Origin of the sequence: Streptomyces monashensis (assembly GCF_001866665.1) — a bacterium.
GTDB lineage: Bacteria > Actinomycetota > Actinomycetes > Streptomycetales > Streptomycetaceae > Streptomyces > Streptomyces monashensis.
Map to the genome: position 1 here is coordinate 1 of NZ_MLYO01000053.1, position 20,687 is coordinate 20,687.

The window sequence follows — 20,687 nt, forward strand, 5'->3', positions numbered from 1 at the left end:
GTTTCACGAAAATCTTGCCAGGGCCACATTCCGGTGTACGCCGACAATCAGCACCACGATTGCCCGTCGCAGCCGGATCGGATCCTTCGAGGTCCGGCCGATCCGCTGCAGTCTCCGGCCCTCCTCCATGCTCACTGGCCGGACAAACACTCCCGGACGACGCCCCACGCCACCTCCAAGATCAGACCCTGGGAGACAGCCTGACGGGCAACCGGTAACGGATCAATTACCGGGTCGACCCTCCGAGCAGAGCCACTAGAACCAGGCGAACCGCCTGACTGCACACTCAAGCCTGGGACGGCGTCTCCAAGGCGGGAAACGATCACCTTCGAGACGGGAAGCGATCTTCACAAGGCCGGGACGCCACAGCTCACCCTACTCGTGAACACCCCATGGTCAGGCCGGTGGGTGGCAGACAGCCGTCGACCAGGTGGGGCCGGTACTGGATCTTCTTCAGCTTCCGCTTGATCACGCGGGTGAGGTGCGTGAGGTCGGCGGCGGCGAAGTCGGCCAAGTGCCGCTTGAGAAGCGACCAGATTCCCTCGGCCGGGTTCAGCTCCGGTGCGTAGGAGGGCATCTGGAAGATCTGTAACCAGTTCTTGTGTTCCTCGGCGAAGTCGGCCAGCTCCTTGACCAGGTGCACGTTCAGGTTGTCCCAGCACCACACCACCGGGGTGCCGAGCTGCAGGTGGGTCATGACGATCAGGTCGCGGTACTGGCGCCAGGAGAACGCCTTTGGCTCGCCCCGGCGCCCGTGCCAGATGTGCAGCTTGAAGAAGAACCGGGAGCGGTGTCCGGCGCGGTAGCAGACCACGCCGGCGATGTTGACCCGTCCCCGGTTGCGGCCGCGCACCCGCACCACCGGTCGGGCTCCGCGCGGTGCCCAGGTGTGTCCCTTCGGCGGCCTCAGCCCCTGACCTGCCTCGTCCTCGAAGCAGATGTGGGCGCCCAGGTCCGCCGCGGTCCTTTTACCTGCGGCCACACCTCGGCCTTCCACATCTCGATCGCCTCGTCGTCGCGTTCGATTGACCGCCGCAGGGGCACCTGCGCGGACCAGCCGTGCCGCCGCAACAGCTTCCACACGCCCTGGATCGTGTACCCGACGTGGAACATCCGCCCGATCAACAGCTTGACCCGCTTCAACGTCCACCCCTGGAACTCGTCGTCCCAGCCGTGCGCGAGCGGGCCCCGCTTCAACTCCCGCTCCAGCCGCTCCCATTGCCTGGGGCTCAGCCGTTCCACCGAGGCCGGCCCCTTCGAGCGCAGAGCGTCCGCACCGCCCTCCTCCCACTCCCGCCGCCAACGTCTCACCGACCGCGACGTCACCCGAAGCTCCCTCGCGACGGCCTCGGTCTTCTCACCACGAGCGAACCGCTCGGCCGCCTCAAGACGCACCCGCTCCCGCTTTTCCTGCCCCTTGGGCGTCAGCCCGCCCCCATGCGCATACCGCATGACGACGTCGTACCGCGGCCATCAAGAACCGTCACGGCCCATGGGACTCCGCGAGTTCAACCTGAGTATCTCCACCGGCCCGACGTCGGTCAGCACCGTCTTGGAGCGTTTGCCATTGCGCGAGTTGCCGCCGTTCTTGCCGGCTGGATAGTGTTTGTCATAGCCGAGGTGGTCGGTGATCTCGCCCTCCAGGGCGGACTCCAGCAGCCGCTTGGTCAGCTGCTGCAGCAGCCCGCCCTCGCCGGTCAGCTGTAGACCCTCGGCCTGGGCCCGGGTGCACCAGCTCGTCGATCGACTTGTCGTCCACGGCCTTCGCCGACACCGCTTCTGCCGACTCGACAGACGTCGGCGCGGACACGTTCTCACTGGTCATCAATGCATCTTCCATGACCGGGAGTTACACCGAACGTCTTACAGTCCCTGATCACGGACCCGGACGCGATCAGACCACCGGACATCGCGAGTTCAACCTGAGTAATTGATGGCTCGGTTGCGAAGGAATGGCTTGGTGTACTGATGCGATGAAGGGGGTGGGAGCCCCCCTCATCGGATCAGTAAGTCACCACAGGGAGGCTGCGCAGTCCCCGTTTGTGAAACGTCGGCAACCACTCCAACTCGTCAGGGTCTACCGCCAGTTCAAGCACACGGAACCGTTCCAGGAGGGACCGTACGGCGATTTCCGCTTCCATCCGTGCGAGCGGGGCGCCAATGCAGTAGTGCACTCCGTAGCCGAACGCCAGGTGAGTTGGTGCACGGCCTGGGTTGAACACGTCGGGAGACGCGAACTCTCGCCCGTCCCGGTTCGCCGAAGCGATGGAGACCCACACTCGACTGCCAGCGGGGATGAGAGCGTTCCCGATGCTGACATCTTCGAGGGCAAAGCGGCGCACTGCCAGTGCGAAAGGAGGGTTCCAGCGCAGCGTCTCCTCGACTACCGACCGTATCGGGATGGCGCCACCTCGGACTGCCGTGAGGAGTCGGGGGTGCAGCAGCAGGCTCAGTGCTGTGTTGCCGATGAGATGTACGGCGTTGTCATAGCCGGCGAACAGAGTGAGGAACGCCAGGGAGACGAGTTCAGGCTCGGTGAGTACGTCGTGGTCGTCGCGTGCCTGGACGAGGGCAGACAGAAGGTCCTCGGTTGGACTGTTTCGTTTGTCCTCGATGACCCTTTTGAGGAATTGCTGCATCTGCCTCATCGCAGTGCGTGACTCCGTTGCCGCTCCCGGCGCTGGTGAGAATAGTGTGTCGGTCCAGGCCCGAAAGTCGCGCCTCGCTGTCTCCGGGATGCCGAGGAGTTCGCAGATGACGCCCATCGGCAGTGGGACGGCCAGGGCGTGGACGAGGTCTAGGCGAGGGCCGGTCATGGTGGTGAGGAGTTCGTCGGTCAGCTTCTGGATGCGCATGCGCAGGCCCTCGACGCGACGGGGAGTGAATGCCTTGGCGACGAGTCGGCGCAGGCGAGTGTGGTCGGGTGGATCCATGTTGAGCAGGTGAGCGTCGAGCTCGGGGGGCATGGAGGATCTGTACTCGCCGCTGGTCTCGGCGTTTGCCTTGTTCAGGGAGAGCCGGGGGTCTGCCAGAGCCGCACGGGCCTCGGCGTACCGGGTGATCAGCCACACGGGTTCGCCGTCGGGAGTGGTGGTGCGGTGGACCGGGGCGGTTTCGCGGAGCTGGGCGTAGGCGCCATGTGGGTCGGCGAGGAGTGCTTCACTGAGCAGTGACGAGACGCTGGCGGTCCGTTCTGTGCTGCTCATGCGTCTGTTTTCGCCGATAGGAGCCGCTTGAGAACGGCGGGGATGACGGCGGAGGTGTTGAAGGCGTCGGCGACCCGAGTCAGACGAGCACCTTCCTTGTTGAGGTCGCCGTTGGCGGCATCGTCGAAGTCTGTGCCGTTTCCCCCTGACGCCTCGTGGCCGGTGGACCGAGCCTGAAGGGCTGCTGCGATGTGCGCGGCTTCTGCGACGGCATCCGCCTCGTCACCGGTGATGTTCTGGTTCGCCGCTACTTCTCGTGTCATGCGGCTGATTTCCGGGTCATAGTGGGGACGAAGTCTCATTTCGCCGTCGAGTATCTCGATCACCTGGCGACTGAGGAAGAACCGGAGGTCGCGAGCCAGTTCCCTGCGGGAGGCTGGCGGGGCGACGAGGACGACTTCGGGGAAGGCACGGGTGATCGCCTGCCAAAGGGGGTAGCGGCGGTGGAAGGTGCGGTAGTCGGACATCCATGCCATGGCCCTGCCGAGGCCGACGCCCCAGGCGGGCATGGTGAACCCTACGGCGAAGAGTGCCGCCGAGATGCTGGCGAACATGGGGGCGACAACGGAGTTGACGAAGCCGAGTGGGGAGATGCCGAGCTTGTCCCAGATAAGGGAGATGACCTTGGGCAGGCAGTAGCCCAAGCCGGTGACTGCTCCCACGGTGACGATGCGCAGGCCGCGGCGCAGCCACGGCTGGCCGACGATCTTGGAGTAGCGCCAGCAGAGCCGGATCAGGCCGATCATGCTGACCGTGAACAGGGTCTGGTGGACGAGGAGGAACTCCCAGATGTACGCGGTCTTGGCATAGTGAACGTCGAAGTCAAGGGCGTGCGACGCGTCGGTGGCGCCCCCAAGAAAGAACAGCACCCAGTTCGTGGTGACCGTGGCGATGGCGTATCCGAGGATCAGCCGGTGACGGAGCCGGACCTTCGACTGCGCAGACGACCAGCTGACGAGGAGGGCCAGGAAGGAGGTGAGGCAGACCTCCACGGTGGTGTAGATGATCAGCGAAGTGATGTTGGGCGTGCCGAACAGGGCATCGACACGTACGTACACCGCGGGGGTGGCGAAGCCGAACGGTGCGGCGAACGTGGCGATCGCCAGGCAAAGCCGCTGCAACTCCTTGTTGCGCCAGTCGCGGGCCAGGTCCCTCAGTTTGAAGGCGAATGCGCTCCAAGTGATCAAGGAGAGCATCCCGTAGACGACGTTGAATAACACTCGGCTATGTCCTTGGTGTGGAACTGCGCCCCAGAGCGCGCTCGAGGTGACTGACGAGGTTGACCACGTCCTCCGAAAGACTTGTCGTCGGCCGGGGAGCGGCGTTGGTGGCCTGCAGGGGGATCAGCGAGGCAACAAGCTCGGCAGCCTTCTCCTCGCTCCGGTCGTAGCAGGTGCGCCCGAGGACGGTGCGCACGAGCGCAGGGTCGATGTTGGGCAGAAGGAGTCGGGAGACCTCTTCCTCCTCTGCCGGGGTGGACTCGTGCTCGCAGAGCATGTGGCCGATCTCGTGGAGGACGATGTGGCCTTGGTGCGCCTTTCTGGCCTCCGCCTGGTAGATGACGTAGTCCACGTCGGGGGTGGCGACCCACATGCCGCACAGGCCTCGGTCGGCGGGTAGCGGCATCGGCACGAGCGAGATGGGCCGTCCGCGGCGTTCCTCTATCTGGTCAACGAGGGCATTGATGTTGAACGGCTCGGGGATGTCGAGTTGCCCGACCAGATCGGCGCAGTAGCGACGCAGCTCCCTGTCGTTCATCCCCGCTCCCCCCGGGTCGGCCCACTGCCACTGGACAAAGACCACTTTCGTGCTCCCCCCTCACCACCACCGCGGCGCCTGCCTCGCTCGGCAGCGGCGGAAGGTCGCATGGACCGCCGGACCCAAACCAGTTGGCTGCAGTGGAGCACCTTCGTATACCGCCCTACCAGCAGCTCACATCCGTTGCCTCTTACTTGCCCGCTGCAGGTGCTGGATCACGGGGACGAGGGCAGCAAGCGCCTCCTCGTCCAGGTCGGCAACTGCCCGTAGAGCGATCTGGCGGGGGCCGATGCCCTGGGACTTCAGTGTCTCCACCAGGTTGAGATCCGCGGAGACCTGAGAAGCTACTTCGTCGTTGACGAAGTAACCGACGGGTACGCCGAAGAAGGTGGCGAGCGCATCGAGTTGCTCAGGACTCGGCGAAGTCCAGGTGCCGTGTCGTAGCTGCTCGACTTGTGCTGCTGCGATCTTGACCCCGTGCGCAGTGATTGTCTCGGCAACCTCGTGCGAGGTGTACGTTCCACGCCCCCTCGGGTGCATGACGGCGAAAAGGCGGTTCAGTCTCGCCGAGAGCTCCGGGACGGCGGACGGCGGCTGTGCAGGCCTCGGCGGGTTCTCGACGTCCGCCTCCCGGGGTGGGGACACCGCCACTTCGCGCTCTGCCGGCGAAGTGGCCGAACCATCGACCTCCGGCCCCCCTGACGTCTCCTGCAGCGCGGCCAACATGAGCAGCAGTACACGGTTGAGGGCCTCAGCAGCCGGCGCGGTGAAGAACGCCTCGCCCCCCTCGACTCCGAAGAATCCCACCAGGCCGTGCAGCAGTTCAACACTGGGTACTTTGTCGCCGGAGCACACCTGGCGTGCCCAGAAAGAGGAAACACCCAGCTGTCGGGAAATACTGCCAGCCAGGTCTGACATGGGCTTTCCGGTGCGCGCCAAGTATGCATCAGCGAGGACCTTGATACGGGCGCTGACCCGGGCGGCCACGGTGTCAGACGGAATCTGGCCGCCTCCGAGCAGGACGGCGACGGTGTCTTCGGGCAGCGCCGCCTTGGCTGCCAACTCCCTGATGTCGAGCACTTGCGATCGATTCATGCCCCGTTCTTTGAGCAGTGCCTCGAGACGCGCAAGCGTCATCGGCAGCGGTGAGGCAGAGCCCACTGAGACACTCCCAGGCTACGGGTGGATTAGGTTGGTCTGCGCATGGCACCCTACAGTGCCCCTGGTCGCAGGCTCAACGATCATTTATCGCCGAAAAAGAGATCGCTGCGCATCGGTCCGCTCGTGCTGGCAGAACGTTGCGAGGCAGTGCGTTGCTACTCGACATCTGTCATGGCCGGCGCTGTTGGTGCAGCTCCGCAAATGCGGCACGCTGTCACCCCTGTTGCGGGGGCCGTTGGTGCGGCCCGTGACCTGCCCTACGAGGTGCCGGATGGCCGTAGAGGGGGCGTGGGTGAGTCCGCCACGTCAGGTAGCACCTGCAGCGCCGCGCTGTCTGGTCTAACGCCAGGTGTGCAAGACCAGCAGATGGGGTCCACTGCATCCTTCAACGATCCTTTAGCCGAAAACGATCGTTGACATTGCTTATGGGACCTAGCACGATCCTGGCGAGTCGAGCCGTGTCCGATGGGCAACTTCCTGTGACGGACACGCCATGATCGTTCGCTTTTCAATCGTTGAATCGGAGACGTGTATATGCATGCGCCAACTGTGCGGACGGCGCTCCAACTGGCTGAGGACGACTTCACCAAAGCGGATGTGGCCGAATTTCATCGCTTGATGGCGGAGATGGTCGTGGTGTGCAAGGCGATCGGGGAGCTGTACAAGCCTGGCAGCGAATGGGCCCCTACCGCCTCTGGTCTCCTTGACCAGTTCGAGGAATCCATCCAGGTCACCGCTGATATTTCTCGGCAGCTAAACAAGACGCGCAGGGGTATCCGGAGAATTACCGACAGGGCCCGTACACGCAGGGACAGCGGTCATGGCGGCCGCTGCGGGCATACGTGGTGGCCCTAGGGAGGCAGTGCCTCGGCACGGCTGGCCCTGCAAGCCCCATGCCTGGATCTGCCTGGCAGTACTTCGTCCTTGGCCCGGTACCTGCCCCGCCGCCGCTGCCAGAGCCAGAATCTGTCAAGTCGATGCCCGAACGTCACGCCGACTGACCTCCGGCGGACGCGTGGTGCGGCAACACTTCGACGACTCTTCGAGTCTGTGCCGCACTGGTGCACTGAAGGAAAGCACAAGGGGGAAACGCTCTGATGACATCCGTACCACATCCGCCCGCGTCCAGTGCCGATCCACTTGGCAAGGACAGTAGAGCCGGCGCCGCACCAGGTTACGGGTCGGCGCTCTACACCCGGATAGGACGCAAGCTCAAGAAGGAGATCGTGTCCGGTGTGTATGCACAGGGGGCGTACCTGCCTTCGTCGGGCGAACTCGGAAAGTTGTACGGCGCGAACAAGAACACCGTCCTCCGGGCACTTCGGATGCTGCGCGCCGAAGGGTTGATCGACTTCGGCCGGGGCCGTGGCGCGGTCGTGGTGCACTCGGCGCACAAAGTGGGCCTCGCGGAGATATCGGAGCAGCTCCGTCACGTCGTGAACCTTGCCGACGTCTCCGGGATTTCGCGGGCTGCTGTCGTGGCTGCAATACAGCGGATTCCGCCATCGCAACGCCCGCGCACCACTGGGGCCTTGCCCGCCGCGGCGGCCCGACGTGGGGGATCGGACCGCACAGCGTTCAGGCCGCACGGGCGTGGTGCCGCGTGACGGCGGCACCACCGAGACAGTGGCAAGGAAGCTAATACGCAGGGTCACAATAGTGCCAAGGAAGCTATCTCTCCTGGCCGATGACCCCTTCGTCCGCGATGACTCGGAGCAAGGGCAAAAGACCAGGCAGCGCCGTAGCCCGAGGGGCGGTTGATGTAATCTCCGTGGCGACCACGCAGCGTACAGGAATCATTCTTTCATTGATCGTGTCATTCACCCGCGCCTAGATTCACTGGCGGGCGCCGCGACCGGCATGACCGAGGCAAGTGGGCAAGACCGGATCGCGGTCTGACCGACCATTTCCGGAACGCTTAATTCCGGAGCACACCCACAACAAACGAGGGGAACACATCGTGATGAGAAAACGGCTCCTGGCCGGCGCTGTTTTGGTGCCCGTTGTCGCCGCCAGCATTTCTGGCCTGCTGGCAGCGAGTGCCAATGCGGCAGCACTTCCGCAGCAGAAGGTCGCTGCTCAGCAGTCGATGGCCAGTGCGACGGTTCTTGGTAAGGGCGCGCAGCCGCAGTTCCTGCAGAACGTCGCCGGCGACATGGTGGCGGCAATGGCCGGCGCCGCGTCGAAGGACCTGTACGACGGAACCAAGAAGATCGTCACCAAGACGAAGACCATCGTCACCAGGACGAGGAGCAGCTCGGAAGAGTCGTCGTCGTCCAGCGACTCGTCGTCGTCGTCCAGCGGTGGCCCGGTGACCAACTCTGCGGCGTTGCACGGGGCCATCCCCGGCGATGTGCAGTTCAACGCCACGAACTGAGCCAATCGCGTGCATGCCCGGCGCCCCATCTGGGTGCCGGGCATGTTTCTGGCGAATGTAGGAGTGGATTTCTCATAGCGATGAATGAACTCACAACAGCCGCATCCGGTCAACCACCCCTTGGGACCCATGTGCTCACAAGGCTGCGGATATCCGTGCTGCTCGCGCTGGTCCCTGTGATGCTGTTCACTGCCGCCTGTCTCGTCTACAACGCTCCCAACTCGCCGGCCAAAGCCCGCGTGGCGCGGCCGGTTAACCGGTTTATGGGTGCGTACTTCGAGCAGGACTGGCAGCTGTTCGGCCCCAACCCTGGCACGAGCGTGGATCTGGTGTATGTGGAGGCCCGGATCAAACCTGCAGGAAAAAACGAGGTCGTGCAGACCCAACCGGTTGAGATAGAGGATGCCATCGATCGGACTCCACGGGACTTCCGCGTGAATCCCACGAAGCTTCCCGGCGTGATGCTGGGGTTCAACGAGTTCGCGACCAAGTACATCAAAGAAAAAGAAGAGGTCGACCAGCTTCCGGCGTCCCGTCGTGCGCAGGCTGTGAAGTACCTCGCGAGCGATTTCGCTCCGGACTTCGACGAACTACAGCGATTCTTGTCGGTGCGTGCCACATCGCTGTTCCCTAACGCCCGCATCATCTCGATTCGAGCCACGTTCCGCAGTAAGCCCATCACGCCGTTCGCCAGCCGGTACGAGTCACCGGCGCCGAAGCAGAAGATCGAGGGGCGGCTGCAGACGTCGTGGCTGACCTACGTACCGGGAGTGGCTGACTGATGGGTACGGTACGTGCCGCGTTGGCTCGGCTGGACGCGGTGATACTGAGGTTGGCCTGCCGCGAGCACCGGCTGATCGGTATCGCGTTGCTGCGGATCGTCATCGGATTCGCGACGATCCTGTACTGCCTCGCCGACTACTCCAACCGCCAGTTCTTCTGGGGGCCTCACTCATACGACTCGCCGGCGGTCGCGTCCAAGCTGCTTCCGCACTGGGGGTTTTCACTCTTCCTGGCAAGCGACTCGCAATGGTGGTTCGAGTTTCTGTTCCATGCGACGATCGTGGTTGCCGCCGCGTTCATGGTCTTCGGGGGGCGTGCGCTCACGCTGCTCCAGGCGGTGATGATGTGGTCCCTGCACTTCCGTAACCAGGACGTTCTCGAGGGCGGCGACAACCTTGCCCAGATCCTCATCATCTTCATGGTCTTCACCGTGTCCAACGCTTATTTCGCCCCCGGTGCGAAGCAGCGGCGAGCGGAACTGCTCGGTGACGACAGGCCAACACTGCGGACGAGTCTGCACAATCTGGCCGCCTACTTGATCGTGTTTCAGACGGCTGTTCTTTACTTCACCGCCGGGTACTGGAAGATCACTGGCAAGGTGTGGCAGGACGGTGTCGCGATGTACTACATCACGCGACTGACCGGGTTTCAGATGTCGCCGACGTTCGCTCACTGGATGAGCAGCGCCTACCTCGGCACGTTCGTGTGCTACTTCACCATCGCGATCGAACTGGCGCTTCCCTTCGCGATCCTGTCCACCCGCCCTTGGGTGCGCAAGAGCAACACCATCGCATTGGAGGGGATGCATCTGGGCATCATGGCCTTCATGGGCCTGGTGTGTTTCGGTCTGCTGATGGTCGGTGCGGACTGCACTTGCCTGAAGGATGAGGACTACCGGTCCCTGGGGAAGCGGGCCAGGCGCGTCAGAGACGCCGTCATCGTCCGGTTGGGGCTTGCCACCGTCGGCCCCCGTACCGCCGTGGCGTCTTCGGGTGTGCTCGACAGTGCCTCCCGTCAGGAGGTCCACCATGCATGATGACGAAGCGCTGGTTGTCTTCGACGGGACCTGTGGGTTCTGCCGTGCGGCGGTTGCTTACCTCCAAAGGCGCCTGGTCCTTGCCGCTGCCTGTCGCCCCTGGCAGGGCCTGGACCTCGATTCGGTCGGGCTGACCGAATCCGACACGCGCCAGAGCATGTGGTACGTGTCCACCAGTCGCCGTGAAAGCGGTCCGATGGCCTTCGCGGCCTGGTTCGCCACGGGCAACCGTACAGCCCGCCTCATCGGCCGTTTCCTGAGCCTTCCTGGTGCCCGGCACCTGGCGCAGGCCGTCTACTGGCTGGTGGCCCGCAATCGCCACCGTATCCCGGGCCCATGGGAGCACGCGTGCACGATCTGAACGAAGACCACCACACCCGCGCGGTCGCGCGGGCGGTTGAGGAACTCCTCAATGCGCCGGCCGATCAACGGGCTCGCCAGGCACCTCACCTGATCAGCGAAGTGGGCGCCGCACGCCTTGAGAGGATCATCGCCGCAACCCGCACGAGGATCGGAACCGAACAGGCCGAGGTGACGTACACCCACCGGCGAGGGATGACGATCAACGGACCCAAGGGCCGTGTCGCGGCCTGGGGCAGCCTGGACGGCGAGGGGCGGTTGGCTGGTCTCCTCATCGACGCCTCAAGTGTTCCGCGATGGTGGCCGAGTGGGATTCCGATCCGCCTGGTGTGGGCCACCGCCGCGTTCGGCATGTGGGTGTACTCGATGGTGGACCTGTCCATCGGTGACGCTACGGCTCCGACAATGCTCACCTGGTTGTCCTACGCCGTGAGCGCACTGCTGGGCTGCCTGCTGCTGATCGGCTTCTCCGCTCCGAAATGTTTCCCGCGGTGGGTCCGCTTGTTCCCGTACGTCGTCCTGGGCATCGTTGCGGCCACGTTCGTGTGGCTGCTGGTGTTCCGGGGCGTCCCCGTGGGTCACGGCGGACTCGATCAGGTTGGCTACAGCCACATCGCCCTGCTCATCGCCGCCCTGGTGTTCCTTGCACGGGGTCGCGGCCACCGGTGGGGGCAGCCGGTCTCCACATCCTTGCACTTTCCCCTGACGGGGCCCGGTTGGTACGTCGCACAGGGCGGCGGCAGGTTCCTGAACCACCACCGGACCGTTGCCGCCCAGCGAGGCGCGATAGATCTCGTCAAGACGGGACCTAACGGGACGAATACCGGCATGTTCCGGTTCCTCGTCCCCTCCCGTGACCTGGACTCCTACCTTGCCTACGGGCAGCCGGTCCTGGCCCCGTGCAGCGGGAGCGTCGTCACTGCTGTCGATGGCGTAGCCGACCAACCCCCCGGCCGCATCCATTACGGGCCGCTCTACGGCAATCACGTGATCATCGACACCGGCCATGAGCACGTGGTTCTGGCGCACCTGCGGCTGGGGACCGTCAGCGTCACCGCGGGAGATGTGGTGTGTGTCGGCCAACTCCTCGGTGAGGTCGGCAATTCGGGGCGCAGCACGGAACCGCATCTTCACATTCATGCCGAACGCGACGGAATGGGCCTGGATCTCCAGTTCATCGGAGTGGCCGGTGGGCTGTACCGAGGTCGAACCATCCCCGCCCAATAGTCGCGTTGTTCACCATTCCGTCACGGCACCGCCCTCGTTGCTGGGGCGGGCACTTTTGCCGTTCACCAGACAGAAGGCATCCTGGTGTTCACTCGAATACATAAAGCCGCCGCGGTGGTATCAGCGGTCCTCGTCGTCACCGCATCAGCGAGTGCTGCCCACGCCGCCGGCCCGTCCACCCGCCATGTACTGGCCGGATCACATCCCGCCTACGCCGCGCCTGCCAGCGACCAGGGTCCGATACCCGGCGATGCGACCCTCACCGCACGTCTCTACCTGGGGTACCGCAATCCTGACCAGTTGTCGACGTTCATTCGAACCGTCACGGATCCCCAGTCCCCTCGCTACCAAAACTTCATCTCGCCCGAGGAATTCGAGCGTGAATACGGACTCACCGCAAACCAGCGCAGGAACATCGCCCGCTGGCTGACCGGCGCCGGACTGAAGATCACAGCGGACACCTCGCACTATGTCCAGGTGAGTGGCCCGGAGCAGGCTATGAAGTCCGCACTGGGAACGAGCATCCACCGCTATCAGACTTCCTGGGGACCGATGCAGGCCCCGGCGGCCGACGTGAGCTTGCCGCAGTCCGTCGGTGATGCCGTCGTGGCCCTCACCGGCATCGGCGAACCCCCAGCCGCGATGCCACTCGGCCACCCGGCCCCGGCCCCGGTCGAGAAGGCCACGTGCTCCGATTACTTCGGACAGCACACCGCCGATGGTCTGCCGCCCGCCTACGGCAAGCCGGTGTCGTATGCGCCGTGCCCCTACGTTCCGCGCCAGCTAAGGGACGCCTACGGTGTCTCGGCATCCGGAGCGACCGGGAGGGGACGCACGGTCGCGATCGTCGGTGCCTACGGATCCCCCACCATGGCCTCCGACGCCGACCGTTACGCCAAGGTCACCGGCGACCATGCGTTCCGCCAAGGCCAATACCGTGAACACGTCACGCCTGCTCACTGGAAGGTGACCCCCGCCTGCGCACCACCCAGCCAATGGGCGGGCGAACAGGCCCTCGACGTCGAGATGGCGCACGGGTACGCCCCGGACGCCAATGTGCTGTACGTGGGCGCCAACTCCTGCCTGGACAGCGATCTCATGGACGCCGAGGCCTATGTCCTCGACCACCATAGCGCCGATGTGATCTCCAACTCCTGGGCGGAAATCATCCATTCTCAGCGAGCACACCTCACCCCTGGCTTGGTGAGCGCGTGGAACATGCTGTTCGAGCAGGCGGCAGCTGAAGGAATCGGTGTCTACTTCGCCGCAGGCGACTGCGGAGACTCCTCTCCGCAAGCTGCCGGCACCGGACTCAACTGCGACAAGAACACCACGCAAGCACAGGCCGACTTCCCCAGCGGTTCGCCATGGGTGACTTCCGTGGGCGGTACAACCCTCGCCCTGACCCGGAAGGGCGGCTACGGCTGGGAGACCAGCATGGGAGACGACCTGTCGATCCTGTCAGGCAACCCGAAGACAGCCTGGACACCACTACCAGGTGTGTTCGCCTTCGGGGGCGGCGGCGGACCCAGCGACTTCCCGCAGCCCTGGTATCAGCGCGGCGTCGTCACCGAATCCTTGGCGAACGGCCGTCGTGTCACACCTGATGTGGCTGTGGAGGGGGACGGCGCCGTTCCAGTCGCCGTCGGCTACACCACCGGGGGTGCATTCCATGTGATCGGCTACGGTGGAACCTCTGCCGCCTGTCCTGCCTTCGCCGCCATCCAGGCCGACGCCGAGCAGAAATCCGGCCGCAGTATCGGCTTCGCGAACCCCTTGCTGTACTCCCTTCACGGCACGGGCGTGTTCCACGATGTGACGGACCGCCCATCGCCGGCACAGGGCAGACCGGTCTCCGTCGTACGGGACATGGGGCCGACGGCCCACCCATATCGCTACATCCTCTATACCCTGGGCCGGGACTACGGCCTTCGCGCCACCAGTGGCTTTGACGACGCCACGGGCCTTGGGACACCCAACATCAATTACCTACGGTACTTCCAGCGGGGAGGCACCCGGCCCCAATAGTCGGGTAGCTGGAGCAGGAGATGCTACTGGTCACAGCGACAGGCCGATGCGGTGGGCCAGGCCCCGCAGGTCACGTGTGGCATGGGACGGCAGTTTCCGAGCGGTGAGGAACTCGACGGTGTGCCTCACCAGGGCGTTGGCGCGGATCCGCTGCGGGGCGATCTCCTCGGCGATCAGCAGAGCCGCGACCGCCTCGGCCTCCCGACCTCGGATATGCGCCAGGGACCGGCCCAGGTCGAGGCGCTCCTCACCAGGGACGGAGCCGACCCGCTCCACCCCGGTTTCGCACTCGTGGAGATCGACAGGCGGCAGGACTTCGCCCACCGTCTCGGCGGGGACACGGAAACAGGAGAACGGGGGGGCGCGTGTGATCTGGGCGGTGGTGCAGCTCAAGAGGTGGGGCCGCTGGCCGCAGGTTTGAGGTTGGGGGGCAGGATGGGTGACGGGCGCGATATGCGGCGTGGTTCGCCTTCCTGCGGGGAGTCGCGGTGTCTTTGGCATCCAGCGACGCGGCTGCACCGGCGCTGACCTGGAATCCCGTGTTGGTCGTGGGGATGGTCGCCGCCTGAACCGCGCGGACGGGATTTTTCGGCAAGCGCAGGGATCCCCTTGGGCACGGGTGGTTCTGGCCGTAGTGAAGCGGGCCGCCTCTACGGTGAGGTGGTGGCGGCCCCCGGGGTCTCGGTGTCCTGCTTGCGTATGGTCCGCCAGAGGGCGGCGAGGTGGGTTTCCATTGAGTAGCTCGCCACGCCGCCCGGCAGCCAGTTGATGCCGACCGGCCATTGGTTCTGCGTGAAGCCGTGGGCGGGGTTTTTCAATCGCATGGTCAGGCCAGCCAGTTGACCGCGGACCGAGCCCTTGGTGACGCCTGCGTGTGTGGCGACTTCTTCGACACCTACGTGTCCGGCGTCCTCGACGGCACAGAGGTCCAGGAGCGCGATTGTGGAGGGGTTGCCCAGTTCGGCGAGGCGGCGCAGGGAGTCCTCGTCCCATGGTGCTCCCGGATCGTCGGTGGTGGTGGCGGGGGAGTCCGGGCGGCGGCCGATGGTGAACTCCTCGACGTCCGGAACTGGGTACAGGCGGCTGAAGGAGACGACGGTCTGCTGGTTGCCGAGCCGGTAGGGGCGGAAGCGGATGAGAGAGATGTCGACGTGTTGTTCGCTGAGCCAGACTACGGTTGCGGTGACCGAGGGCGGGAAGTCGGAGGCGATCAGGACGATCCTTGGATGGCGGATGGTCTCGGCCGTCAGAAGGAATTCGGTGGTGAGGCGGTTGAGGACGGAGTCGGTGTCGGCTTCCTGGCCGCGGCGGCGTCTGTCCGACGCGTACAGTTCCGCGACGTCCTGGGGCGTGAGACGGCTGACCATCGCCGCGTAGGTGATTGCCTGCATGTGGATGCTGTGCGGCGCGGTCTCGCGCTTGAGCTCGGCGACGATCAGGTGTCCGTCCGGGGCGATGGCCAGGAGATCCAGCCGGTCCAGTACCCGGTCTCCGTTGGCGGCCTGCCAGCCGTCGTACTCGCTGGTAATGATCTCCACGCCTGGTCCCAGAATGGTGGGGTTGGCCAGGATCCACTCCTGCAAGTGCGCGCGTTCCTGCAGTTCAAGGACCGGCAGGGTCACGCGGTCGACGGGTGAGGCGGTGCTTCCGTCAACCGTGAACAGGACCTCGTCGTACACATTGGCTCCTGGCTTGCGTGGTCGGGCGGTACGAGGCTACGGCCGGGCTCTTGCTTCCGCCCCCGCTTTCGGTGGGGCGGGGCGGCACGATGGGACCAACACCGCCGGCCGCGAGAACGTGTGGACACTTTGGTCTCGGGCGGGGACCGAGACGAGGTGTCCCTATGACTTTGGTCAACGGGTGGTCAGGCCGCGAAGGTGTGGTCGGCAATGTTGCACTTCGTCGGCGGAGTCATGGTGGGGCAGGATACCGGCGGGTCGTAGCCTTCTACGTGGATTCAGCTGTGGAGGCGCTTGCGAGGGCAGCGCGCCCCGAGACTGGTCTCCATGACGCGTGAGCGGGTCGGAGGGAGAGGAGCTCGGGTGCCGTCAGCGGAATCCGGTATGCGACGTCCTCGCGGGCCTCCTTCCGCTCTCCAATTCCTCGACCGCCGCGGACACACCAAAGGAACTCTGGTCATGCCTCGGCGGCGCGTTCCCACGCACCGCTGTAGGGCCGCGGATGCATATCCCGGACATCTCATCTCGGCAGCTATGTCGAACTGGCTGTGCCCGGGCCGTTCTTGAGGTCGTTGGCGAGGTTCTGGAGCGCTGCCCAGGCTTCGGGGTCGGTGCCGCTGCCCAGTGGGTAGGTGGGGCGCCGAGTTGCCGGGGCTTTGCGGCGAGGGGTGGGCGGCGGGCGCGGGTGAGGCCGATGGCGCGAATGTCGCGTGGGCCGAGAGTGAAGGGGAAACCACTCTCGCGTACTTTACCTGTACTTTGGGTGATCCCGACTAGTGCGTTAACCTCGTCGTGTCTGACCCATGGCCCGGACCAGGCCATTGGGGCGCCATTGGCGAACAGGGGACCACCATCGTGCGCAAGCGCACCACAGCCGCCACGGCCGTCGCCGTACTGCTCACCGCCGCATCAGTCGGCGGTTGCGGTGCGAACTCGGACACCGGCCCCAACTCGGCGGCCATCGAGGCGAGTTCCGCCACGTCGTCGGCGGATACCGCACCCGCCGACTGGGGCAAGGGTGACTACGAGAAGGCGATGAAGCACCTCACCCGGACCCTGCGCGATGCGGACGCCGAACTCGTCGACAGCGGCTTTCCGAACGTCATGGACGGCCTGAGCCGGACCTTCCGCACGCCCGGAGACCGCCCGTACCGCCTCGACGTCGACTGTGCAGTGCCAGGCACCGACGAGCTCACCCTCGCCCTCAAGCGCGGGGGTGAGGAGCAGGACTGGGCGGTGACCTGCAACGACCGGGAAGCGGACCGGTTCAACGTCCCCGCCGCCGGCGAGCCGTTCACGGCATCGATCGCCGCACCCGACAGCAAAACGACCGGCATCATCCACTGGCGGCTGGTCACCGTCCGCGAGGACCAGGCCGCGGGCGACTGCGGCGACGACATCAAGGGCTGCGATGGCTGAGCGCGAGCCGACTCACCTTGGTTCAAGGTGAGTCGATCCCGAAGCGTGGCGCGACATTTGCATACCGCCTCCAGGACCAGCTCCAGGCGGGTCAGCTCACGCACCGAGGCGAGCAGGTAGGTGGAGTCGGTGCGCTGCCGGCCCCGGGCCTTGACCAGGCCGGCATCCTCTAACCGTGCCAGCACGAGATCGAACAGGGCATCGGCGCGGCCGGCCTCAGCCAGCCGCTCACGGAAGTCCGATAACACGCCGTGATGGAAGCCCGGATCGTCCAGATCCAGCGCGCAGGCGTACTTGAAGTCGATGCGGCAGCGCACCGCCTCGGCTGCCTGCCGGTCCGAGAGGTTCAGCAGTAACTGCAACACGCTCACCGTGGCGAGTCGGGCCGGGGATAACCCTGGTCGCCCATCGGGCGGGTACCAGGTGGCGAAGTCATCGTCACGCCACAGTCCGTCCAGCCGGTCCCGTACCCACATCGCGGTCGTCCCCGCGGGATTACTCGCCCGCTCCACCTGCGCGGTCAGGGACGGGACTTGCTCACCGGAACGGGGGCGCAGCGACACCGACTCACCTCATGCAGACGAACGACCTTGGACACCAAGTCGAGCCTGCCCGACAACCACGCCGACCCGCCTACGAACCCCAAGATCCCCGACTGTGTCTCTCAATGGAAGCTGAACGTGACCAGCGCCGAGAAGACCGCCATCGGCTCCATGCTCGACAGCTGCTCTTGATCACCAGCCGGCCACCTGAACGCCGCGTGCCGCCGGTACACGAAAGGGTCCACGAAAGCGGCATACTTCCCGAACCGCGGGGCTATCACAGCAGCGGCCGCCTCGACGGGGGATGCGAGACGGCCGCTGGAGCCAGTGTGGCACAGAGGCCTCGACTGCCGCGTAGGCCGCCGGCCTCCTCGGTCAGGGCGCGTCCGGCCCGCAGCTCTCCCCGTAGCGCGGGCCGGACACCACGACCCGTCTCGCTATGACACGCGTCCCAAAGATGGGCGGCGCGTCCGCGCTGATGAGGAGAGTGGTGGAGAGCCCGGTTGTGGGCACCCTCGGGAGCTTTGTCCCTTGCGTCAGTTGGCCGGTGCGAGGGGGAGCTCGTCGTGTAGGCCCTTGGTGTCGACGTCGGGGAAGAGGCTGACGTGTCCGTCGGTCCAGCGGACGATGATGTCGTCGGCGGCGGTGTTGGCGGTGAAGGCGCCTGCGGCGACCACGGTGGCGTTCTTCCAGTACGACTTTGCGGGGCGGATCTTGATCTCGCCGGGCAGGGTCCTGGTGGTCGTGCCGGGGTAGACGGTGGTTTCGCCGTCGACCCAGCGCACCAGCAGGTCATCGGTGTTCTTGCCGGTGAAGGACCCGGTGGTGAGCTGGGAGGCGTAGGGCCAGGTGGTGTTCTTGGCGACGGTCTGGGTCTGCTTCTTCAGTCCGTTGGCGGCCACGTCGCTGAAGACGGAGACGTGGCCGTCCTTCCAGTCGACCAGGAGGTCGTCGCGGCGCCCGCCAGCGGTGAAACGGCCGCCGGTCAGCAGCTGGGCGTCGTCCTTCCATGTGGTGTTCTTCGGCGGGGCGAGCTGCTTCTCGCCGTGGAAGCCCTTGGCGTCCACGGTGGGGTAAAGGGTCATCTCGCCGTCGATCCAGCGCACCACGACCCCGTCCGTGCCGCCGCCCGTGTTGACGCTGGTGACCGCGAGGGCCTTGGCCCAGATGCTCTTCCTGGGCTGGAGCCGGTACTCGGCGGAGAACGGGTGGGCGGGGTCGGTGCCGTCGCCGCCCTGGTAGAGGGTGACCTCGCCGTCGTCCCAGACGACGATCAGGTCCATGCGGCGACTCCCGGCGGCGGCGCCGGTGAAGTAGCCGGCGGTCATCTGCACGGCGTGCTTCCACGGCGCGTTGGCGAACGTGGTGCTGTAGGCGACCTGCTGCACCCAGGAGGCCAGGTCGTCGACGCGGGCGGCTGCGGCCCCGGTACGGGTCTCGGCCGGGTCACTGCCCAGGCAACCGCCCTGCCAGGAGCGGCTGTTGATGCCGACGATCGCGGCGCGGCCGTCGGCCGTGGTCAGCGTGGGGCCACCGGTGTCCCCCTGGCAGACGGCGGCGCCGTCGGACCTCGCCGCGAGGTCCACGGTGGTGGCGCCCACGTTCTGGACGGTGAAGGTGGCCGCGTGCGCCTGGTCGGGTACCCACTCGTCGCGCGTGCGCCCATAGCCTGCGGCCTGGACCTCGTCCCCGGCACCGGGCGCGCTGCCGGCCACCGCGACGGGGGTGATGCCGCTGACAGGCTTGGCCAGTTGGGCCATCACCACGTCACGTTCGGTACGGGGTACGAGGTTCACCACCTGCTGGGCGGTGCCGCCGATGGTGGCCGTCGTCCTCAGCTTCGGTGCGCCGGGGGCGAGGGTGGCGCCCGGGGTGTCGGCGAAACAGCTCGCGGCGGTCAGCAGCCACTGCGGAGCCACCAGCACGGCCGAGCAGCCGCGCTGGTCGCCGATGTGGTTGCCGATGTCGAGGCGGGCGAGGGAAGCCGCGGTGACTGCGGGGGTCTGCGGGCCCGATACGGCGGTCGCGGGCGTGGCCGACACGGCGGTGGCAGCCAGGGTGGCAGCGGCGATCAGGCCGCCGGTCCGCGCGGCGTGCGGGCGAAAGTCGGACATGGAGTTCCCCGTTTTCTGTGAGGTCGGTGAGAAGAGGAGGCGAGTGAGCCTGGTCGGCTCGCGAGAACCCGGTGCCGGCAGGAGGGCCGGCGCGCCTTCGGGTTGATCAGCCCTCATCGGCTGCCGCTGGCACACCGGGCGAACGGCGACGTGGTGGATCGGTCGGTATTCGGCGTCCGCTGTGGCCTGTCGGGAGCGGCAGGCTGTCGCGCTGCCTGCGAGGGGTGATGACGCGTGGCGCGGGAGAGGCGCGAGGGGCGGATCCGTCGGCGGCAGCGCTCACGCAGGGATCAGCTGGTGACGCGGAGTTCGACGAGGACGGACTTCTTGCTGGTGTCGCCTGCCTCGCCGACCGGTGTGTAGTCATTCTTCGGGGCGTTGACGACGCTCTTCTTGCCGTCGGTGGTGAGCGTGGCCTGGACCGGGTGGTCCTGGGTCCAGATACCGTAGGCGTCGGGGAGTTCCATGGTCAGGTACCCCTGCTTGCCACTGACCTTGAAGCAGTAGTACATGCCCGCGGTGCGGGACTCGACCTTGATGTCGTAGGCCGAGTTGCAGTCCGTGAGCACGATGTGGCCGTCGCCGCGCTTCAGAGTGATCTTGCGCTCGGCCTGGATCTTCGCGGCCCCGGGATAGTCGAACGTCTCGACCGCGAACGGCATGTCCGTGGCAGTGGCGGTGGCTCCGGGTGCGGCCGGCGAGGCCCCCACGGCCGACGCGTAGGCGACACATCCGACAGAGCTCACTGCAGCGACTGCAGCGCCCACAACGAGCGTCTTCCCGATACGGGACATCATCGTGATTCCTTCCGATCAGGGAAGCCTGATCAACCCTAAGTACGTAAAACATAAGTGAATCATATGTAAAGTAGTCGCGAAGCACCCCCCAACTGCTTCGAGCTCCAACGAGTTGGCGCCATGTCAGAACAGTCCACCGGGCCACCCGTTCAGCGACGAACATTCACTTTCGTTAATCGCTAGGTGGACACGCAGGTGGG

General features: G+C 65.7%; 18 protein-coding genes and 2 pseudogenes. 9 read left to right on the forward strand and 11 right to left on the reverse strand.

Translation table 11 applies throughout. The annotated features are described in order from the left end of the window. Window positions 1-370: 370 nt before the first annotated feature. The 6 genes and pseudogenes from BIV23_RS54070 to BIV23_RS47030 form a co-directional block, all read right to left on the reverse strand. Window positions 371-1,452, reverse strand: a protein-coding gene (locus BIV23_RS54070; protein WP_425443539.1) for an IS630 family transposase whose coding sequence is annotated in 2 segments (ribosomal slippage) — window positions 371-997 and window positions 1,000-1,452 — 1,080 coding nt in all. Because the reading frame shifts where the segments join, the coding sequence is not laid out codon by codon here. 24 nt (window positions 1,453-1,476) lie between these two features. Next, window positions 1,477-1,825, reverse strand: a pseudogene (locus tag BIV23_RS47025) (transposase); the annotation flags it as partial. A gap of 178 nt (window positions 1,826-2,003) precedes the next feature. Beyond that, on the reverse strand, window positions 2,004-3,206 hold the full coding sequence (locus tag BIV23_RS29190) for a cytochrome P450 family protein (RefSeq protein ID WP_071383979.1): 1,203 nt from the start codon (window positions 3,204-3,206) through the stop codon (window positions 2,004-2,006). Further along, window positions 3,203-4,426 (reverse strand): MAB_1171c family putative transporter, encoded by a 1,224-nt coding sequence (locus BIV23_RS29195; RefSeq protein WP_071383980.1) that lies wholly within the window; start codon window positions 4,424-4,426, stop codon window positions 3,203-3,205. Before BIV23_RS29195 ends, BIV23_RS29190 begins: the two co-directional genes overlap by 4 nt. A gap of 4 nt (window positions 4,427-4,430) precedes the next feature. Then, window positions 4,431-4,964, reverse strand: coding sequence for a hypothetical protein (locus tag BIV23_RS29200; protein ID WP_071384032.1), 534 nt, complete (start codon window positions 4,962-4,964; stop codon window positions 4,431-4,433). 174 nt (window positions 4,965-5,138) lie between these two features. Further along, window positions 5,139-6,101 (reverse strand): hypothetical protein, encoded by a 963-nt coding sequence (locus BIV23_RS47030; protein WP_143079136.1) that lies wholly within the window; start codon window positions 6,099-6,101, stop codon window positions 5,139-5,141. 1,121 nt (window positions 6,102-7,222) lie between these two features. Here BIV23_RS47030 and BIV23_RS47035 point away from each other — a divergent pair. From BIV23_RS47035 to BIV23_RS29240, 7 genes are all read left to right on the forward strand, one after another. Further along, window positions 7,223-7,732, forward strand: coding sequence for a GntR family transcriptional regulator (locus tag BIV23_RS47035; RefSeq protein WP_079173455.1), 510 nt, complete (start codon window positions 7,223-7,225; stop codon window positions 7,730-7,732). A 266-nt stretch (window positions 7,733-7,998) separates the two neighbouring features. Next, the gene (locus tag BIV23_RS49760; RefSeq protein WP_143079137.1) at window positions 7,999-8,502 is read left to right on the forward strand and encodes a hypothetical protein; all 504 of its coding nucleotides are present in this window, start codon (window positions 7,999-8,001) and stop codon (window positions 8,500-8,502) included. 155 nt (window positions 8,503-8,657) lie between these two features. Further along, entirely contained in the window at window positions 8,658-9,284 is a 627-nt protein-coding gene (locus BIV23_RS29220) for a DUF5819 family protein (RefSeq protein ID WP_071383982.1), read from the forward strand. Next, window positions 9,284-10,321, forward strand: a complete 1,038-nt coding sequence (locus BIV23_RS50575) for a hypothetical protein (RefSeq protein ID WP_071383983.1) — start codon at window positions 9,284-9,286, stop codon at window positions 10,319-10,321. Before BIV23_RS29220 ends, BIV23_RS50575 begins: the two co-directional genes overlap by 1 nt. Next, the gene (locus tag BIV23_RS29230) at window positions 10,314-10,682 is read left to right on the forward strand and encodes a thiol-disulfide oxidoreductase DCC family protein (protein WP_071383984.1); all 369 of its coding nucleotides are present in this window, start codon (window positions 10,314-10,316) and stop codon (window positions 10,680-10,682) included. Before BIV23_RS50575 ends, BIV23_RS29230 begins: the two co-directional genes overlap by 8 nt. Then, window positions 10,670-11,908 (forward strand): M23 family metallopeptidase, encoded by a 1,239-nt coding sequence (locus BIV23_RS29235; RefSeq protein ID WP_071383985.1) that lies wholly within the window; start codon window positions 10,670-10,672, stop codon window positions 11,906-11,908. The genes BIV23_RS29230 and BIV23_RS29235 overlap by 13 nt, the downstream gene beginning before the upstream one ends. 84 nt (window positions 11,909-11,992) lie before the next feature. Continuing rightward, on the forward strand, window positions 11,993-13,936 hold the full coding sequence (locus tag BIV23_RS29240; RefSeq protein ID WP_079173458.1) for a S53 family peptidase: 1,944 nt from the start codon (window positions 11,993-11,995) through the stop codon (window positions 13,934-13,936). 30 nt (window positions 13,937-13,966) lie between these two features. Here the strand turns inward: BIV23_RS29240 and BIV23_RS52300 are convergent, their stop codons facing one another. Both BIV23_RS52300 and BIV23_RS49765 read right to left on the reverse strand, forming a co-directional pair. Then, window positions 13,967-14,329 carry a hypothetical protein gene (locus tag BIV23_RS52300; protein ID WP_245790690.1) on the reverse strand — a complete coding sequence of 121 codons (363 nt, stop codon included), beginning with the start codon at window positions 14,327-14,329 and terminating at the stop codon, window positions 13,967-13,969. A gap of 257 nt (window positions 14,330-14,586) precedes the next feature. Next, window positions 14,587-15,615, reverse strand: a complete 1,029-nt coding sequence (locus BIV23_RS49765; protein ID WP_071383988.1) for a PDDEXK family nuclease — start codon at window positions 15,613-15,615, stop codon at window positions 14,587-14,589. Window positions 15,616-16,470: 855 nt separating this feature from the next. Here BIV23_RS49765 and BIV23_RS50580 point away from each other — a divergent pair. Then, window positions 16,471-17,034 carry a hypothetical protein gene (locus tag BIV23_RS50580; RefSeq protein WP_071383989.1) on the forward strand — a complete coding sequence of 188 codons (564 nt, stop codon included), beginning with the start codon at window positions 16,471-16,473 and terminating at the stop codon, window positions 17,032-17,034. Window positions 17,035-17,270: 236 nt separating this feature from the next. Here the strand turns inward: BIV23_RS50580 and BIV23_RS52305 are convergent. Beyond that, window positions 17,271-17,510 (reverse strand): annotated as a pseudogene (locus tag BIV23_RS52305) (transposase); the annotation flags it as partial. A gap of 114 nt (window positions 17,511-17,624) precedes the next feature. Between BIV23_RS52305 and BIV23_RS50585 the strand changes: the two are divergent. Beyond that, a complete protein-coding gene (locus BIV23_RS50585) occupies window positions 17,625-17,768 on the forward strand; it encodes a hypothetical protein (RefSeq protein WP_177240080.1) in 144 nt (47 codons plus the stop codon). A 344-nt stretch (window positions 17,769-18,112) separates the two neighbouring features. Here BIV23_RS50585 and BIV23_RS29260 read toward each other — a convergent pair whose 3' ends face one another. Together BIV23_RS29260 and BIV23_RS29265 are read right to left on the reverse strand one after the other, a co-directional pair. Beyond that, window positions 18,113-19,690: a S1 family peptidase gene (locus tag BIV23_RS29260; RefSeq protein WP_071383990.1), complete on the reverse strand. Its 1,578-nt coding sequence runs from the start codon at window positions 19,688-19,690 to the stop codon at window positions 18,113-18,115. 290 nt (window positions 19,691-19,980) lie between these two features. Further along, window positions 19,981-20,436 carry a hypothetical protein gene (locus tag BIV23_RS29265; protein WP_245790691.1) on the reverse strand — a complete coding sequence of 152 codons (456 nt, stop codon included), beginning with the start codon at window positions 20,434-20,436 and terminating at the stop codon, window positions 19,981-19,983. Window positions 20,437-20,687 lie beyond the last annotated feature (251 nt).

Bases quoted from the DNA above. Each gene is read 5' to 3' on its own strand.
- BIV23_RS29190 (WP_071383979.1), bottom strand. From the start codon at position 3,206: ATGAGCAGCACAGAACGGACCGCCAGCGTCTCGTCACTGCTCAGTGAA.
- BIV23_RS29200 (WP_071384032.1), bottom strand. From the start codon at position 4,964: ATGAACGACAGGGAGCTGCGTCGCTACTGCGCCGATCTGGTCGGGCAA.
- BIV23_RS47030 (WP_143079136.1), bottom strand. From the start codon at position 6,101: ATGACGCTTGCGCGTCTCGAGGCACTGCTCAAAGAACGGGGCATGAAT.
- BIV23_RS47035 (WP_079173455.1), top strand. From the start codon at position 7,223: ATGACATCCGTACCACATCCGCCCGCGTCCAGTGCCGATCCACTTGGC.
- BIV23_RS50575 (WP_071383983.1), top strand. From the start codon at position 9,284: ATGGGTACGGTACGTGCCGCGTTGGCTCGGCTGGACGCGGTGATACTG.
- BIV23_RS29230 (WP_071383984.1), top strand. From the start codon at position 10,314: ATGCATGATGACGAAGCGCTGGTTGTCTTCGACGGGACCTGTGGGTTC.
- BIV23_RS29260 (WP_071383990.1), bottom strand. From the start codon at position 19,690: ATGTCCGACTTTCGCCCGCACGCCGCGCGGACCGGCGGCCTGATCGCC.